This is a genomic window from Bacteroides salyersiae, assembly GCF_031172035.1.
Lineage (GTDB): Bacteria > Bacteroidota > Bacteroidia > Bacteroidales > Bacteroidaceae > Bacteroides > Bacteroides salyersiae.
This window is the reverse complement of record NZ_CP133452.1, coordinates 2,453,577-2,472,392: the sequence shown is the minus strand read 5'-3', so window position 1 is coordinate 2,472,392 and position 18,816 is coordinate 2,453,577. Positions and strand designations below refer to the sequence as shown.

14 protein-coding genes and 1 pseudogene are annotated in these 18,816 nt (G+C 42.9%); 6 read left to right on the top strand and 9 right to left on the bottom strand.

The features are described from left to right. The first annotated feature begins 3 nt into the window (after positions 1-3). The 4 genes from RB604_RS08890 to miaA all read left to right on the top strand — a co-directional run bounded on the left by RB604_RS08890 (position 4) and on the right by miaA (position 3,911). Positions 4-1,389, top strand: a complete 1,386-nt coding sequence (locus RB604_RS08890; protein ID WP_005925347.1) for a bifunctional UDP-3-O-[3-hydroxymyristoyl] N-acetylglucosamine deacetylase/3-hydroxyacyl-ACP dehydratase — start codon at positions 4-6, stop codon at positions 1,387-1,389. A 3-nt stretch (positions 1,390-1,392) separates the two neighbouring features. Further along, positions 1,393-2,160 (top strand): acyl-ACP--UDP-N-acetylglucosamine O-acyltransferase, encoded by a 768-nt coding sequence (gene lpxA / locus RB604_RS08885; protein WP_005925350.1) that lies wholly within the window; start codon positions 1,393-1,395, stop codon positions 2,158-2,160. A gap of 53 nt (positions 2,161-2,213) precedes the next feature. Beyond that, positions 2,214-2,774: an IS1096 element passenger TnpR family protein gene (locus RB604_RS08880; RefSeq protein ID WP_005925353.1), complete on the top strand. Its 561-nt coding sequence runs from the start codon at positions 2,214-2,216 to the stop codon at positions 2,772-2,774. 228 nt (positions 2,775-3,002) lie between these two features. After that, the gene (gene miaA / locus RB604_RS08875) at positions 3,003-3,911 is read left to right on the top strand and encodes a tRNA (adenosine(37)-N6)-dimethylallyltransferase MiaA (RefSeq protein ID WP_055293603.1); all 909 of its coding nucleotides are present in this window, start codon (positions 3,003-3,005) and stop codon (positions 3,909-3,911) included. A 24-nt stretch (positions 3,912-3,935) separates the two neighbouring features. On the opposite strand, the gene RB604_RS08870 is transcribed toward miaA, so the two are convergent. From RB604_RS08870 to RB604_RS08835, 9 genes and pseudogenes are all read right to left on the bottom strand, one after another. Beyond that, the gene (locus RB604_RS08870; protein ID WP_055293601.1) at positions 3,936-5,972 is read right to left on the bottom strand and encodes a tetratricopeptide repeat-containing sensor histidine kinase; all 2,037 of its coding nucleotides are present in this window, start codon (positions 5,970-5,972) and stop codon (positions 3,936-3,938) included. A gap of 247 nt (positions 5,973-6,219) precedes the next feature. After that, a complete protein-coding gene (locus tag RB604_RS08865; protein WP_055293599.1) occupies positions 6,220-8,367 on the bottom strand; it encodes a M56 family metallopeptidase in 2,148 nt (715 codons plus the stop codon). Between the two features lie 24 nt (positions 8,368-8,391). After that, a complete protein-coding gene (locus RB604_RS08860; protein ID WP_005925365.1) occupies positions 8,392-8,760 on the bottom strand; it encodes a BlaI/MecI/CopY family transcriptional regulator in 369 nt (122 codons plus the stop codon). Between the two features lie 198 nt (positions 8,761-8,958). After that, on the bottom strand, positions 8,959-9,156 hold the full coding sequence (locus tag RB604_RS08855; protein WP_025819216.1) for a type II toxin-antitoxin system antitoxin: 198 nt from the start codon (positions 9,154-9,156) through the stop codon (positions 8,959-8,961). Positions 9,157-9,236: 80 nt separating this feature from the next. Beyond that, a complete protein-coding gene (locus RB604_RS08850; protein WP_373133290.1) occupies positions 9,237-10,514 on the bottom strand; it encodes an alpha/beta hydrolase in 1,278 nt (425 codons plus the stop codon). A gap of 21 nt (positions 10,515-10,535) precedes the next feature. Then, positions 10,536-10,667, bottom strand: a pseudogene (locus RB604_RS21435) (SPFH domain-containing protein); the annotation flags it as partial. A gap of 457 nt (positions 10,668-11,124) precedes the next feature. After that, the gene (locus RB604_RS08845; protein ID WP_007478596.1) at positions 11,125-12,726 is read right to left on the bottom strand and encodes a sensor histidine kinase; all 1,602 of its coding nucleotides are present in this window, start codon (positions 12,724-12,726) and stop codon (positions 11,125-11,127) included. A gap of 564 nt (positions 12,727-13,290) precedes the next feature. Beyond that, the gene (locus tag RB604_RS08840; protein WP_055293597.1) at positions 13,291-14,529 is read right to left on the bottom strand and encodes a PLP-dependent transferase; all 1,239 of its coding nucleotides are present in this window, start codon (positions 14,527-14,529) and stop codon (positions 13,291-13,293) included. 37 nt (positions 14,530-14,566) lie between these two features. Further along, entirely contained in the window at positions 14,567-15,733 is a 1,167-nt protein-coding gene (locus tag RB604_RS08835; protein ID WP_055293669.1) for a MalY/PatB family protein, read from the bottom strand. 185 nt (positions 15,734-15,918) lie between these two features. Here RB604_RS08835 and RB604_RS08830 point away from each other — a divergent pair, with 185 nt between their 5' ends. Then, positions 15,919-16,704 carry a Cof-type HAD-IIB family hydrolase gene (locus tag RB604_RS08830; protein WP_005925382.1) on the top strand — a complete coding sequence of 262 codons (786 nt, stop codon included), beginning with the start codon at positions 15,919-15,921 and terminating at the stop codon, positions 16,702-16,704. A gap of 21 nt (positions 16,705-16,725) precedes the next feature. Next, positions 16,726-18,768, top strand: coding sequence for an AAA family ATPase (locus RB604_RS08825; RefSeq protein ID WP_007478599.1), 2,043 nt, complete (start codon positions 16,726-16,728; stop codon positions 18,766-18,768). Positions 18,769-18,816 lie beyond the last annotated feature (48 nt).

The following is an 18,816-nucleotide window of genomic DNA, read 5'->3' as shown; positions in this document are numbered from 1 at the left end:
CCAATGCTGAAACAAAAAACTCTGAAGGATAGCTTTTCACTGAGAGGAAAAGGTCTTCACACTGGTCTTGATCTGACAGTAACGTTTAACCCTGCGCCCGAAAACCACGGATATAAAATTCAGCGTATCGATGTGGAAGGACATCCGGTCATCGATGCTGTGGCAGACAACGTGACAGAGACGACACGTGGTACTGTGTTAGCCAAAAATGGAGTAAAAGTAAGCACCGTTGAACATGGAATGGCAGCTCTTTATGCCTTAGGCATAGATAATTGTCTTATTCAAGTAAACGGTCCGGAGTTTCCTATTCTGGACGGTAGTGCACAATATTACGTACAAGAGATAGAAAAGGTCGGCATAGAAGAGCAAAATGCTGTCAAGGACTTTTATATAATCAAATCAAAAATCGAATTCCGCGACGAGGAGACTGGTTCGTCTATCATTGTATTGCCGGACGAAAATTTCAGTCTGAACGTATTGGTATCCTACGATTCTACTATCATCCCTAACCAGTTCGCAACACTGGAAGATATGAATAATTTTAAAGAGGAAGTAGCTGCCAGCCGTACATTCGTATTTGTCCGTGAAATTGAACCGTTACTATCAGCCGGACTGATCAAAGGAGGTGACTTAGACAATGCCATCGTTATCTATGAACGTAAAATGTCTCAAGAGAGTTACGATCAGTTGGCAGATGTCATGGGAGTTCCCCACATGGATGCCAACCAATTGGGGTATATTAATCACAAACCATTGGTATGGCCTAATGAATGCGCCCGTCACAAATTACTCGATGTCATCGGTGACCTTGCCCTTATCGGTAAACCCATCAAAGGCCGCATCATTGCAACTCGTCCGGGACATACGATCAACAACAAGTTTGCCCGTCAGATGCGCAAAGAAATCCGTTTGCACGAAATACAGGCTCCCATATACAACTGCAATGAAGCGCCTATCATGGATGTAAACCGCATCCGCGAACTGCTTCCTCACCGGTATCCATTCCAGTTGGTAGATAAAGTGATTGAAATTGGTGCCAACTATATTGTAGGAATCAAGAATGTCACTTCCAATGAACCCTTCTTTCAAGGTCACTTCCCCGAGGAACCGGTAATGCCGGGTGTACTTCAGATAGAAGCAATGGCACAGATCGGAGGACTGCTCGTGCTCAATTCAGTAGACGAACCTAACCGCTATTCTACTTATTTCATGAAAATAGACGGTGTGAAATTCCGCCAAAAAGTAGTACCGGGAGATACCCTTATCTTTCGGGTAGAACTGTTAGCTCCTATTCGGCGAGGCATATCCACTATGAAAGGTTACGCTTTCGTAGGTGAAAAGGTAGTATGTGAAGCGGAATTTATGGCTCAAATAGTAAAAAACAAATAAATTATGATAAGTCCCTTAGCGTATATTCACCCTGAAGCAAAAATCGGGGAAAACGTAGAGATCGGTCCTTTCGTTTACATCGATAAAAATGTGGTGATCGGCGATAATAACAAAATTATGCCCAATGCCAATATTTTATACGGTTCGCGTATCGGTAACGGAAATACTATTTTCCCAGGTGCCGTTATCGGTGCTATTCCACAAGATCTCAAATTTCGTGGAGAAGAAAGTACTGCCGAAATCGGAGACAATAACCTCATTCGCGAGAATGTAACCATCAACCGTGGTACGGCAGCCAAAGGAAAAACCATCGTTGGCAATAATAATCTTCTGATGGAAGGAGTGCATGTAGCCCACGACGCTATCATTGGCAACGGCTGTATTATCGGAAACTCTACTAAAATGGCGGGAGAAATTATCATCGACGATAATGCCATCATCAGTGGCGCCGTATTAATGCACCAATTTTGCCACGTAGGCGGATATGTTATGATTCAAGGCGGATCACGTTTTAGTAAAGACATTCCCCCTTATATTATTGCCGGACGCGAACCCATTACTTACAGTGGTATCAACATCATCGGTCTCCGTCGCCGTGGATTCTCCAATGAAGTAATTGAAAACATTCATAATGCTTACCGCATTATCTACCAAAGCGGATTAAATATTTCCGATGCCCTTACAAAAGTGGAAGCAGAAGTAGAGACGAGCCCGGAAATAGAATATATTATCAGTTTTATACGCAACTCGGAGCGAGGAATTATTAAATAACAAATCTGTCTATTGGCATATTATATATATTGAAAATTTAAAACATTATCATTATGATATACAGATTTACCATCATATCTGATGAGGTGGATAATTTCGTCAGAGAAATACAAATTGATCCGGAAGCCACTTTTTATGACTTCCATGAAGCGATATTGAAATCGACAGGGTATACCAACGATCAGATGACCTCATTTTTCCTTTGTGACGATGACTGGGAAAAGGAGAAAGAGATTACATTGGAAGAGATGGATAATAGTCCGGAAATAGACAGTTGGGTAATGAAAGATACGACCCTCAGCGAACTGATTGAGGATGAAAAGCAGAAACTGCTCTATGTATTTGATTACATGACAGAACGTTGTTTCTTCATAGAACTGTCTGAAATCATCACAGGAAAAGAGATGAAAGGCTCTAAATGCACAAAGAAAACCGGAGATGCCCCCAAACAGACCATGGATTTTGAAGAAATGGCTGCTGCCAGTGGTTCATTGGATTTGGATGAAAATTTCTACGGAGACCAGGATTTCGACCTTGAGGACTTTGATGCCGAAGGTTTTGATATAGGTGGCGGTACACCTGATGCAGGATCCTTTGAAGAAGAGAAATTATAAGCCCCAATAATATCGGATTTACGATTAGACGATTTACTATTTACGATTGGAAGTACTACTCTTCCAAGTGGCCAATCCTCTAATCGTAAACCGAATTATATGCCCAAACCCTAATGGGGTTTTCTCTCCCCGATCTTGTAATCATCCATCACCTCCCCTTACGGAGACATCAATAAAGCAAGGTTCTTCAATCGTCTAATTGTAAATTATCTAATCGTAAATCCTTTTATGCCCTCTCCTATCCTTATCGTCCTTATTGGCCCTACCGGAGTTGGAAAGACAGAGCTAAGTCTCCGGTTAGCGGAACATTTTCATACAAGCATTGTTTCTGCCGATTCCAGACAGATCTATGCAGACCTTAAAATAGGTACTGCCGCCCCTACCCCGGAACAATTGAAACGGGTACCTCATTATTTGGTAGGTACACTAAAACTCACTGATTATTATAGTGCTGCGCGTTACGAGGAGGAAGCAATGACCATCCTCGAAAGGCTATTTCAAGAACAAGAAGTAGTCATTCTCACAGGAGGGTCGATGATGTATGTGGATGCCATATGCAAAGGTATTGACGATATTCCTACCGTAGATACAGAGACACGGGAGATGATGTTGCAAAGATATGAAGCGGAGGGACTTGAGAATCTCTGCTCCGAACTGAAACTGCTCGATCCGGAATATTACAAAATTGTCGATTTAAAGAATCCCAAACGAGTCATCCATGCCCTCGAAATTTGTTATATGACAGGGAAGACCTATACTTCTTTCCGGACACAAAAAAGAAAAGAACGCCCTTTCCGCATTATAAAAATAGGATTGACACGTGACCGGGCCGAACTTTACAATCGCATCAACCACCGGGTAGATGTAATGATGGAAGAAGGGTTGCTTGAGGAGGTCCGGAATGTATATCCCTATCGCCCGCTTAACTCACTCAATACAGTAGGCTACAAAGAAATCTTCAATTATCTGGACGGAACTTGGGAACTCCCTTTTGCCATTGAGAAGATAAAACAGAACTCACGTATCTATTCGCGTAAACAGATGACCTGGTTCAAACGGGACGAAGAGATACAGTGGTTTCACCCTGATCAGGAAAAAGAGATCATGCAAGTACTACAAAATATGGGATATCATTGAAGAAACGACAACTCACCGATCAAGTCACAAATCACCGGTAGAAAGTTCTACCTGTATTTTTGTACCTTTTCCCGGAGCAGTATCTATTCTTAATTGTCCTTTCAGATTGCGGACTCGCTCTCTAATGATATTCATGCCAATACCTGTGCCTTTGCGTTCTTTATCAAAACCCTTCCCGTTATCAGCAACCATAATCTCTATTCTGTTCTCATTCCATAATAAGCTTATGTCTATCCGGCTGGCTTCCGCATGTTTCAACGCATTTCCGGTGACCTCCTGTATGATGCGATAAATCTCCAATCCTGTATTTTGCGGTATGTTTTCCCATCCTTCTTCCGGTTGAATCGATAATGTGATTTCTGCCTTGCCCGATTTATCGCGTTGCGATACATAATCCTCCAATATTTCCGGTAGGGTGGCATACTTAAACACAGGCGGCATCAGATCATGTGAAATAGCCCGTACTTCCGTATGCAATGTTTTAAGAGTATTCATTATTTCTTGAGGCGTACTTTTACCTCCCTCTATCTCCATACGGATAGCCACCAATTCATTCGATACATTATCATGGAGTTCACGGGCAAGACGATTACGTTCTACCTCCAATCCTTCCAGATAAGACTGCACCCTACGTTGCCGCGCCTCGTTCACCATAACTTGAAATTCATTTTCTTTTTCTTCCAATTTGGCTTTCTGAAGTTCTATAGTCAGATCAGCCTCCTGTTGTTTCAAATCGGCAATCTGTAACAGATGAGCATTCAACCTCTGACGCGAACGGTAACGAACGGCTAACAGGAAAATAACAACCAATGCCAGTACCATCATCCCTATCACAAGTTGGTTGATACGTGCACGCTGTTCACTAAGTACGGTAAGCTGCTTTACGTTACGTTCGGCCTGATCCAGATTGTACTTCACGCGAAGTGTGTTTATCTCTCTTCGCGTATTTTGTTCATACAGCCGTCTGGAAAACAGCATGGATTGGCGTTCGGCTTCCAACGCTTTATCATAAAGTTTCTGTTCCTCATATACTTTGGCAAGTATCAAATAGCTGGAAACAATGGATTCATCATAATTTATCTGTTTTTCTTCACTTAACGATTCCAGTTGTTCCAACGCAGTCCGAAGACTGTTTTCTGCCTGTGAATAATCTCCTAAATAATAAGAGATCATTCCCGAAATATATAAGATACGCGCATCCGAATCGAACTGTTTCGGATTCATCAATTTCCGCCCTGTCTCAAAGCAGTTTCTCGCTTCCTGAATCTTTCCCTGAAAGCAATAAATGAGTGCCTGACTAAGATAATTATCCGATATCTGATGACCTACATCATATGGATTATCCGTCGTATTGTATACATCAAACGCTAAATTATTGTACATGGCAGCCGAATCGAGGTAAGCAACATCTTTCGTATTCGCATAATGTACATAATAATATTGAGCCTGCACGGATAATTTCAAAATCTGCTGAACCGGAAAGTCAACCGGAGTCTGCTCCAAGTCTTTCATCAGTTCGGCTAATCCCTTTTCATCCTGCCACAAAACATAAATGACAGACAAATTATAGAACACATCCGTCAAGATGCCCGGTTTATGTTCGTTCCTATTAAAGTATTCTGCAGCTTTATAATAATTCTTTTGAGCTTCTACAAAATCAGTCAGTGTCACGTGATAAACCCCTGCCGCATAATACATCATTCCGGCAATATTATTGTTAGAAAAAGTCCCTTCATAAACAAAGGCGCTATCCAGATAGTTCTTAGCAGCTTCCATATGACTTAGCTGAGTCTCCGACAAAGAAATAATGGAATACAAACGAGTAATAACCGCTTTATCCTCCCATTCTTTCGCTTCGGGTACTAGCTGTTTCAAAACTCCGATCTGATGTTCCCGTGAAAGATTCTCTATATTCCCGGTCATGTAATAACGCTCCATCAAGGGGATAGATTTATTTTTCATTACCGACAAGATTGAATCATACTGCTGTGTTTCATCATTTTGTGCAGCAACTGCAAAAGAGGAAAGCAGAAATAGAAAAAGGAATATAAATTTTTGCATAATATTAAAATTCGTTTGCCTTGCAAAGAAATGTATTTTCTATAAATATTCCTAAAAACTCATTCAATTTTTATATACGAAGATACAATTTTCGGAAACTCAAGGTAAGGAATAAGAATACAATACAAAAAGAGCAAGGAGCATCTTGCCTTCAATGACCGACACCCCTTGCTAAAACAATTAAGAGAGAGAGTTAGAAACTGTTTTGATTTTTATAGGATTTCTTTTTGTGTTTCTTAGAGTTTTTTCAATCTGCTTTCAAAGTAATAATCAGCGGACCGGCATCTTCTACCTTAACTTTTGCCGTTTGCATATCGATATAGCTGACAGAAAGAACAGAACCTTTCAGGGTTTCCAACTTAAAAGTTCCATTAAGATCGGTAACTGTTCCTATAGTTGTTCCTTCAACTAACACACAAGCTCCGATAACCGGATTACCATCCGTATCACAAACTTTTCCTGCCACCCTATTTTCATTATCGGATGTATCCGGGAATACAGGTGTACCATTGACGCTTTTAACTGTACCTTTAAGACCACGTATCGTAATATTGGATACAGGTTTTGTTTTTATTTTCACCGCTGGTTTACCGTCTGTCTCTACAGTCACTACATCATATTCACTTGCCTTATTTTGTCTCAATGTCTGGAGTTCGGTATCAGATACTTCTTTATCATCCAAAAAGTAAGAGACTTTTTTTACATCATTGGAATTAAGCTTATTTTGAAGAGCATCTATCTTATCACCTAACGTCTTTTCATTTTGTTTGGCCTGATATTCTTCCTTGGTCATCAAAGTTATGATAATAGCCCCCTCTTTTGCACGAGAACCATAGATTGCCGTTGCCGATGCATCTTTCAAGACACTGATTGATTTTATCCAGTTCGGATCGATCGCATTGATTGTATTTGGAGCCGCTTCTTTACCGTCGATTATGAAAAGTGGTCCGCCCGTTTTCTCTTCCGAAGAAGCGGTATTGGCATTTGCCGAACTGTCGCCATCAAGCCGGAAAGATACCGGAAGTGTATATTTCACATCTACTGCTTTACCTCCCTGCGTTCCAGGTATCCAATCCGGCATGCTCTTTATGAGCCGGATAGCTTCTTTATCCAAATCAGGATCAACGCTCCGGGCTACCTTTGGAGAAACAATCTTACCTTTCTTGTTGACAACAAACTGTACGATAACACGACCTTGTGTACCCTTCTCTTTCGCTATCGCAGGATATTTCATATTCTCCCGTACATATTCCGCCACAGCTCCATTGCCACTCGGAAATTCAGGCATTTTCTCTGCAACCCAAAAGACACCGTCTTCAGACGATTTTCCAGCAGTCTCCTTTTTCTTCACATCTGCCGTGTCCTTCACTACGGGAATCTCCGGAACATCAGTAAGATTCACCACTGCATTTACCCCGGAAGCAACATTTTCCACCGTTTTTGTTTCTACAATTGCCGCTAAATCATTAACTTTGACAGCAGAAATCTCTTTTGCTTTTTGAGAGATTTCGGGACGGGCAAAAGCAGTTACTGCAATAGCTGCTAACGGAAGTACATACAAATACTTCAAACGTGCCCAAGGATTTGATTTTTCTTTTAACATCATAGTGATACGTTTTTTAAGTGTACTGTGATTAAAGCTGTTGGCCATAGAGTAGAGCCTTGTGCCGACAGCTTTTTTTATTAATAATAATTGATATTGCTTTGCATCAACACCTTCTTTGATCACTGTCTCATCCGCTTCGTATTCATGAATGTTTTGCAGTTCTTGTTTCAGTAACCACGATGCGGGATTGAACCATTGAAAAAAGATACATAGATCTGCAACCAACAGATCGACAGAATGATGATTGCTGATATGGGCAGTTTCATGAATGAGTATTTCACGTCCATTCTCCTCAAGATCGGCCTCAGAGATAACGATATATTTCATCCAACTGAAAGGAGCGATTTCTTTATTATGTATAATGAGCCTAATACCGGAATGAAATATCTCCTTTCTGCCCGAACGGAGTAACAAAAACAAACGGATAAGCGAATAAATATTACGGCAAGCGAAAAACACGATACCGGCAAGGTAAATGACCAGGGTGATCTGAATGCCGGATAAAGTAATCTCTTTTACCTCAACCGGAGCGACAGCCACAGTATCCTGAGAGTAGAAATCAACCATTGCAAGAAGCTGTTCCAAAGTCAGCATGGTATGCGCCATCTCTGTGGGTTGCGCAGTAGTCACCTCAAGCAATGGGATAAGCAACGACAAAAAAAGTATTCCCAATAAAGCGACCCGATTAAAGCGATGAAAAGTTTCTTTGCTCAGCAACAACCTATAAAAAAGATAGAATAGTGCGAGGCAAACAGATGATTTCAGTATGTAGACAAAAAAGGTTCCCATAAGTTTTTTCTTTTATGGCACATTCTATTTTTTATTATGTGCATTTTCCACTTCACGTATAAGCTGCTTAAGATCATCAAGCGAAATGTCTTCCTCACTGACTAATGAAGAGACGGCACTGAGATAAGAATTATTGAAATACTTACGGATAACATTTTTCAGTGTTCCTTTATGAAAATCTTCTGCACTGACCGTTGCATAATATTGATAGGTATTTCCATAAGTTTTATGGGCAAGGAATCCTTTATCCTCCAATCCCCGGACAATAGTAGATAATGTATTGAAATGCGGTTTCGGTTCATCATAAAAAGCCAGCATTTCTTTCACAAACAGAGGGCCTTTCTTCCAGAAAAAGCCCATGATTTCTTCTTCTTTAGCAGTTAATCCTTTCATATCTGTATCAATATTTAAGGCAAATAACGAGATTTTTTAGTTCATAAACTAACTTTTATAGTTAACAATATCTAAAGCGCTATGGAGAGAAGGAAAGAAGGAAGGAAAGAAGAAAAGGCCGAAGGAATGAAGGAATGAAGGAAAAAATGAATGAAAGGCTGCGCAATGATCGTGATTACATTTACATAGCGTAGCCTTTCATTCTTTCATTATTTCATTATTTACTTCTTTCATTCCTCTCATCCGCCCACTCTTTTTCAAGGCTTCGGCAATAATCCATTGAAGCTGACCATTTGTGCTGCGAAACTCATCGGCTGCCCACTTTTCGATGGCATCCATTGTTTCAGCATCTACCCGCAGGACAAAACTCTTGGTTGAAGATTCTTTTTTAGCCACAATATTAATTCCTCTCATTCATTCCCAATTACCAACCATTTCATTCTGAAAAACGAGACCAATGGGAATTCACTATTTATTTACTGTTTAAATACTCCGTTTATAAAATCAGCAATATCCTTTATGACATATTCCGGTACAGGACTGAGATGTGTATATTCAAAAGGGGTAGATTTCCCACTCCCCTCCTGTAAGGCATGGTTCAATTTAGGATACGACTTAAAAAGCACATTCGGATTACGATACAATCCAAAGCGCCACATTCCGAAATCCTGCATCGTCACCTGATAGTCACGTTCACCCTGTAACACAAGGAAAGGAAGTTTCAACATCCGGGCTACCTCGACCGGTTGGTATTCTGTTTCCATTTTCCGGTATGACTCCGGAAGCGAATTCATCACCTGCTCTACCGCCGCTTTCACATCCGGCTGCGTACCCGAAAGAGAAGAGATATATGTCATTTGCTCGGTCAATAGCTGTTCCATCTTCCGCACCGGTCCGGCCAAACTGATAATACCGCCCAAACATCCCTCACCGGCCCGTTGTGCGATACGCGGGACTAACATCCCGCCTAAACTATGCCCCAACACATAGACTCTTGCAGAGTCAATCTCCGGCAATGATTTCACTAAACGAACGGCCGAAATCACATCATCTACCACTTCATTATCGAAAGTCGCTTCCACTCCTTGAGGATATGCTGCCGTACCATACACCTTGGTACGCTTATCGTAACGCAAAACAGCTATGCCTTGTTCAGCCAATCCCCAAGCTATATCGCGAAAAAGTTTATTAGGGCCCAATGTTTCATCGCGATCATTCGGGCCGGAACCATGTACAAGGATCAGTACGGGAAGACGGGAACCTCCTTTAGGAAGAGTCAATGTGCCGGGTAGCCGGAAAGTATCGGTAGAAATCTCCACACTTTTTTCCTCCAACCTCTTTTTATTGAACTTCATAGGCTTAGCATCAACAACAGAAGTAGCCGGGGTAAAGGTAAGCGTGCTTGCCCTGCCGTCCTCGTCGAATACGACGGTGAATCGCATAGAGTTCTTTTCAAAACGTACATCGCAATGATACATCGTGATCCCTTCCGCCATTTCCGTTTTCCACTTTCCCCGGGATTTAAATTTCCCCATCTGTTTCTCCAACTGCCGGAAACTGTCACTAAACACCACCGGGGCCACCTTCTTACGAATGGTATCACTCATACGCACATGTACGCTATCCCCTTGCCCTGCAACAATAAACTTATATAAACGTTCGGCACTTTTTAAATTTGCTTTATGATTTTGGGCATCCGCAGGTTGCAGAATTCCTAAAAGAACAATTAACAATATTACAATCCGTTGTAACATGATTCCTTCCAATATTTTAATTAATGATTCGTTAATCTCTTCACCGCCGGAACGAAGAGTAAGTTCTTCCGTATTAGTTTCGCTATCATCATAAGCATATTGTCCGGCTACCTGCCAAAGTGCCGCATCACTCTGGATCATCACAAAGTTTTCAATGATATCATTTTGATATCACAAATATATTATTCTTATATTCAAACGAGCAATAGAAAACAGGAAAAAGAGCATGCTATTAACGTTTATTACAGAAAAACGATGTAGCAATCTACTAATGTACCCATATACCAACTGGCTGCGTTACATACCGTATATCATTGGTACGTTGGTACATCGATATATTAGCATATTGGCATATTGGTACATGGATCCATTACCATATAATGTGAAGAAAAGTCGTATGATCAGTTTTTCCGGATAAACATTTCAAGAAGGAAAAGACAGACACCCGGTAACCGACCTCTTGCCATCCCCGACTCAGACCTTTGTAACAAAATAGGGAGTATGCCCTAACGACTATCACAGTTAATTTTGTCAAAAGCCGTTCCCGAAAAAGATTTAAAAAAGCGATGGAATGCCCACAAATTAAAAAAGATAAAAATAAAATGTTTTTTTATTCGACTTCATAAGGATGTGTAAACCAAAAACGGCTGCCAACCCCCAATTCTGATTCAACACCGATACTCCCCTTCAAATGATCAACAATACTCCGGCAGATAGAAAGCCCTAACCCGGTACCTTTTGAAAATGTATTGAGCTTTACGAAACGGTCGAAAACTTTACCGGCTTTTTCCGGAGCAATTCCTATGCCCGTATCTGTAACCGAAAATTCGATTTGATTATCGTTTTCCTCAAAATGATAGTCAAGAAGAACCTGCCCCTCATGCGTAAATTTCAAGGCATTGTTGATAAAGTTTATAATAACCTGCATCAAGCGTTTTTTATCACTATAGATGCGATAATCGGGCAAACCGGGAGCAAGTACAACAGGAACTTCCTTATCCTCTTTAATATCATAGTAACGAACAATATCCTCACATAAATCCTTGACGTTCAAATAACCCATATTAAAGTCAAGCGTACCTGCCTCTATCTTCGATAAATCCAGAATATCGGATATCAATTGCAAAAGCAACTCCGAATTTTCTTGCATGATGGCAAGATACTCCTCGCGTTCTTCTTTGTCCTCCGACTCGGCCAGAAGGCTGGCAAAGCCTACAATCGAATTTAACGGAGTACGAATTTCATGACTCATATTGGCCAGAAAAGCCGACTTCAAGCGATCCAGATTTTCTGCTTTCTCTTTCGCAATTCTTAATTCTTCCTCTATTTTCTTTTGATGGTCGATGTCGACACTGGTAATGACATGTGCCATTTGTCCGTCTATCCAAGCAAAGGCAGCACTGAATACGCGAAACCAGCACTTATCAAACGGGCGCTGATAATCCCAGGAATAGACTTTGGTAGGCAAACCGTTCTCATCGATCAAATGTCTCTTCGGACAAAACTCGCACTCTCCCGTTTTATCGGTATAAAGCGCCTGCCAGCACTTCTTCCCCTCGAAATGCTCTATACCGCCGTAGGGAGCCGCCATAGATTCATTGGCATACAGCATATCATGAGAATCAAACGAGTTGACGTATATATCGACTCCCATATTATTCATGATACTGCCCAATGTCTTACTCGCACGTACTTCTCTTTCTTTATACTCTCTGATCGATATTTCTTTAGAAAGCGCACCCAACGCAAGATAAATGGCCTGCGACTCCTCTTTGGTAAAAGAAGAAGCGCCCTCTTCCCTGTCGGCAAATCCGATAAAGCCGATTATTTTCCCTTCGGTATCTTCAAAGTGCCGGATCAATAGGGATTTTACCTTATAAAAATCCATGATATCGATATCAGCCAACGAGCTACCCTCATGACCATCGACACAGAAAGGTTCCTTCTTATCTTTTGCACGTGCCAAATGTTGCTTGGTCATCTCGCCCATTTCAAAACGGGATCTCAGAGTATTATCCTCATTCCCAACCGTCTCTTTCAAATAAAAATAACGGAATCCGTCTGTCTGATAAACAAATCCTCTCTTGAATCCACAATAATCACAAATATCCGTTAATGATCCCATCACCTTTTTCTCGATCGATTCATAGTCGTTCAATCTCTCTAAAAAATGAAGTAGAAATGTACTCAAACTCTCTGCGCTCTTGCTCATATAACTTTTAAACCTTAGGGTTAGAGACGTTCAAAACAAGCATAAAAACGCCTCCTTTGCATAGTCTTCAAGCTGCTAATATACAAACTTTTAGAGAAAAACGGTCGCATTCCATCCTGCCTCGGTCCGGGTATCCTTCCCTTTTTAAGACAAGAACAAAATTCGACAAAGCTAATTTACTTTACAAGACAAAGAGAAGAAGGATTTCAAGAAAGAATATTCTTTTTCAGAAAGTTATTGAAATAAATTACATTAGGCTTTCCCGCCGCATCCTGTCAATGCAACCTATCGTATTTTATTAATCAACAAGGATTTTCAGATGCTCCATCCGGTAGTACTGTCATGATATCGGATAGCAGTACCGGTATATGAAACCAGTCAGCCCGGTAGGATGAATTCAGTTTCACACCGAGAAACGATCGGTTCCACACCGGGAAACCATTGGTTTCATACGGATGAAACGGACAGTTTCATACAGTTGGAACAAATGGTTTCATACGGTTGGAACGATGAGTTTCATACAGTTGAAACATTTAATAAGAAGGATACATACCGATCTGCACATCAGTCCGCCGTGAATGCCCGGCCCATATCAGCCAATAAGTCTTCTATATTTTCAAGACCGACGGAAAGGCGGATTGTTTTCTGGCTGATATCCATACTTTGCCTTTGTTCTTCGGTGAAGGTGCCATAAATAGTGCTGGCAGGATGAATGGCAAGCGTTTTATTATCAAACAGGTTAGTTGCCCTGCGGATAAGTTGCAGACGATTCATAAAACGGAAACAGGCCTCACGCGAAGCGAGATCAAATGTCAGCATCGCTCCGGGATAAGGGCCAAACTGCTCCGTACTCAACCGATAAAACGGATTGGATGCAAGTCCGGTATAATTAACCGCCTCTATCTGAGGAAAATTCTGCAAGCGTTCTGCCAATTCCAGACATGTGGACGCCTGCCGTGCATAACGAACTTCCATTGTTTCCAAGCCAAGACTTTGCATATAAGCCACCTGCGGAGTCATATAAGCTCCTAAATTGCGATGAATCTCTTTACGAAGTTTGGCTGTAAAAGCAGCATTACCGAATTGCGCCCCCACCGGGCCCAGTTTCTTCGAACGGCTCCAATCCAGCGTACCGTAATCAAGAATAAGCCCACCCAAACTGGTCGCGCCACCGGAAATATATTTGGTACTGGAAACAACCTCAATATCTATCCCGAATTCACGGGCATGGAATGTATGAAAAGGAATAACAGTCGTATCTGCTACCAAAGGGGCTCCCACCTGATGGGCAATGCCGGCAAGCGCTTTCAAATCGGCAACCTCGAGTTGAGGATTCGTGATAACTTCAAGAAAAACCGCACAAGTATTTTCATCTGCCCGCTCACGGACTTCGTCCGGATTTGTAAGGTCGCAAAAACGCACTTCGACTCCAAATGCCGCTAAAGTACTTTTGAAAAAAGAATAAGTATTGCCAAACAGATGGGGAGAGGTGACAATGTTCGCACCGGATCGGGCCAACGTAATGAAAACATTACTGACAGCCGCCATACCGGAATTCAGAGCCGTCACACTCAGCGCACCTGTAATGGTCCGGATGCGTTTCTCGAAATACTGAACAGTAGGATTGGTTATCCGCGAATAGGCATGATCGGCCGTGCGTCCGCAAAAAGCCTCTTCCATGGCTTCCGCCGTGTCGAATTCATAAGCAGCCGTATTGTATACCGGCATGGAAAGAGAATGATAAGCATCTTCTTTATCAAAAGGAGTATGCAGAAGTTGTGCTTCAAAACTGTTCTTATCCATCAGATTTTCAATTTTGTTGTATGTTGTATAAAGTGGACTATCTGTTACAGGCTTCCCGCAGTTGCCCCAATGCCTTTTCGAGTACACTGCGCGGGCAAGCTACATTCAGCCGCATAAATCCTTCGCCTTCTTTCCCGAAAGTGGTGCCGTCATTAAGCGCCAGATGTGCACCGTCCACAAAAAGACCGACCAATTCTTTCTGAGCCAGTCCCAAGTCCCGGCAATCGAGAAATATGAGATAAGAAGCCTGCGGACGAATCATGCGGATGGCCGGAATATACGCCCGCAGATATTCATCGGTAAAATCGATGTTGGCCTGAATATAGGCAATCGCCTGATCGAGCCATTCGGTTCCGTTGCTATATGCAGCAGCCACGCTGAGATAAGCAAACAAGTGTCCCTCGCTTAATTCACCGGCCTCCATATACTCCTGAAAACGATGTCGTATTCTGCTATCTTCAATGATACAATACGAACTTGCCAGTCCCGGCATATTGAACGCTTTGCTGGGAGACATAAACACAAGGGAGTTCCGGCGCGCCTTGTCCGATACCAACGCAAAAGTAGAATGCTTGTATGGCGGTAATGTCAAGTCGGCATGAATCTCATCAGAAATGACCAGTGTACCGCTTTCATAACAAATTTCCGCTATCTGTTCCAACTCTTCGAGCGTCCATACACGCCCGCCCGGATTGTGAGGATTACTTAAAATAAGCATTTTACACCCTTGCACATCTTTACGGAAACGCTCGAAATCAATCTGGTATTGACCGTCCCGAAGCACCAACGGGCTGTAAACCACCTCACGCTGATTCTTCTCCGTCACCAAAAAGAAAGGATGATACACCGGCGGCATTACCATTACCTTATCCCCTTTTTCCGTAAAACACTGTATGGCAAACGCCAATCCGCGAACAATACCGGGCATAAAAGTAAGCATCTCGCGGGTCACTTCCCAATGATAGCGCTGCTGCAACCAATTTATAATGGAAGTATACCATTCTTCGCAGGCAAAAGTATATCCCAGTATCTCGTGCTCCAAACGTTTTTTCAGTGCATCCATCACAAACGGAGGAGTACGGAAGTCCATATCCGCCACCCACATGGGAAGCAAATCATTTCGTCCCCAACGCTCGCTGACGGCATCCCATTTTACGGAATCCGTTCCATGACGATCTATTATTTCATCGAAATTGTATTTCATCTTACATTTCATTTTTGCGGTTATCTGCTTGCAAATGTACAACTCATCTGTTGCAAAATGAAAGCAGGAGAGAGAAATTTACTTTAAGAAGAACAAAAATACCACAATTGTGGTAGAGGATATGACATAAATCAAGCTCGCCTTGATTTCTTTTTTGTATTTTTGTGCACTCTAAAAAACATAATATGACGAAAGCCCTGTTTTTTGATATTGACGGAACATTGGTGAGTTTCGAAACTCATGCCATTCCTGCATCTACCATCGAGGCACTGACCATTGCCCACGAAAAAGGCATTAAAATCTTTATTGCCACAGGACGCCCCAAAGCGATTATCAACAATCTGGCGGATATACAGGACCGGGGATTGATAGACGGTTACATCACGATGAACGGTGCCTACTGTTTCGTAGGTGATGAAGTGATTTACAAAAGCGCCATTCCTGCCGGAGAGGTACGGGCACTGGCACAGGTTTGTGAACAGAAAGGATACCCCTGCATATTTGTAGGAGAACATACGATATCCGTATGCCAGCCCAATAAATTGGTTCACGATATCTTTTATGATTTCCTGCATGTAGACGAAATTCCCGTAAAGACTTTTGAAGAAGCCGTGCAGGAAGAGATTTTCCAGATGACTCCGTTTGTCACCGTAGAAGAGGAAACAGAAATACAACCTCAAATTCCCAATTGCGAGTCCGGCCGTTGGTTCCCGGCTTTTGCAGATATCACGGCAAAAGGAAATACGAAGCAGAAAGGTATCGATGAAATAATAGCCCGTTTCGGCTTCAAGCTGGAAGAGACGATGTCGTTCGGTGACGGCGGTAACGATATCAGTATGTTGCGCCATGCCGCTATCGGTGTAGCCATGGGCAATGCCAAGGAGGAAGTGAAACAGGCGGCAGACTATGTGACTGCTTCCATTGATGACGACGGAATTGCCAAAGCATTGAAACACTTCGGAATAATTTAGCCACCGGAAAGGTACTTCCATATGACCGTAGATACTGACAACAAAGAGTTTCAGGATGCGCTGAACCTCATCCAATATACCCGGCAGTCCGTCTTTCTGACAGGAAAAGCCGGTACGGGTAAATCCACATTCCTACGGCATATCTGTGCCAATACGAAAAAGAAATATGTCGTTCTTGCTCCTACCGGCATTGCCGCAATCAATGCCGGAGGAAGCACGATGCACAGCTTCTTCAAACTTCCTTTTTATCCCATCCTGCCGGACGATCCGAACTTGAGCCTTCAACGCGGACGCATCCATGAGTTTTTCAAGTATGCCAAACCACACCGCAAGCTGCTCGAACAGATCGAACTGGTCATCATCGATGAGATCTCGATGGTACGTGCGGATATCATAGATGCCGTAGACCGCATCCTGCGCGTTTACTCCCGTAATCTGCGCGAGCCGTTCGGCGGGAAACAAATCCTGCTCGTCGGCGATGTATTCCAACTGGAACCGGTCGTAAAAAATGACGAACGGGAAATTCTGAACCGTTTCTATCCCACCCCCTATTTCTTCTCCGCCCGCGTATTCAGCGAGATAGACCTCGTATCCATCGAATTACAGAAAGTATACCGGCAGACCGATCCGGTATTTGTCAGCGTGCTCGACCATATCCGCAATAACACTGCCGGTGCAGCCGATCTGCAACTGCTGAACACACGCTATGGCACGCAGATAGAACAGAACGAGGAAGATATGTACATCACCCTTGCCACCCGGAGAGACAATGTAGACTACATTAATGATAAAAAACTGGCGGAACTTCCCGGTGAACCGGTCACCTTTGAGGGAGAAATCGAAGGAGATTTTCCGGAAAGCAGTTTGCCTACCTCCAAAGATTTGATATTAAAACCGGGTGCACAGATCATTTTCATCAAAAACGATTACGACCGCCGTTGGGTAAACGGAACGATCGGTACCATATCCGGCATCGACGACGAGGACGGCACCATCTATGTAATAACCGATGACGGAAAAGAATGTGATGTAAAACCCGATTCCTGGCGAAACATCCGATACCGGTACAACGAAGAGAAAAAAGAGATTGAAGAAGAAGTGTTGGGCACTTTCACCCAATACCCTATCCGGTTGGCATGGGCCATCACAGTGCACAAAAGTCAGGGACTGACTTTCAGCCGGGTGGTCATCGACTTCACGGGCGGTGTCTTTGCCGGCGGACAAGCCTATGTGGCACTCAGCCGTTGCACCTCACTGGAAGGTATCCAATTGAAGAAACCGATCAACCGCGCCGATATTTTTGTACGGCAGGAAATCGTAAACTTCGCCCAACGTTTCAACAACCGGCAGGCAATAGACAAAGCTTTGAAACAAGCGCAAGCCGATGTACAATATGTAGCGGCTGTCCGTGCATTCGACCGTGGAGATATGGAAGAGTGTCTGGAACAATTTTTCCGTGCCATCCATTCGCGGTATGACATAGAGAAACCCGTGCCCCGGAGATTTATCCGCCGGAAACTGGAAGTAATCAACACACTGCGCGAGCAAAACCGGCAATTGAAAGAACAAATGCGAAGCCAACAGGAGTATCTGAAAAAATACGCCCGCGAATACCTGTTGATGGGAAACGAATGTATCACGCAGGCACACGATGCGCGCGCCGCACTGGCAAACTACGATAAAGCGCTGGAACTTTATCCGGATTATACGGATGCTTGGATCCGGAAAGGAATCACTTTGTTCAACAACAAAGAATGGTTCGATGCCGAAAATTGCTTCAATACCGCCATACGCATCAGCCCGGCTAATTTCAAAGCTTTTTACAACCGGGGGAAACTCCGTCTGAAAACAGAAGAAACAGAAGGAGCAATCGCCGATCTCGACAAAGCAACTTCACTGAAGCCGGAGCATGCCAAAGCACATGAACTTTTCGGTGACGCCCTGCTGAAAGCCGGTAAGGAGGTAGAAGCCGCTATCCAATGGCGTATCGCCGAAGAACTCAAGAAAGCACTTTCGGAGCGGGGAGGTACGGCAAGCGATGGGAATAAGGATGATAAAAAGTAATATATAAATACCTCCGGGACTCCATACCGGATTCCTTTCGGTAAATAA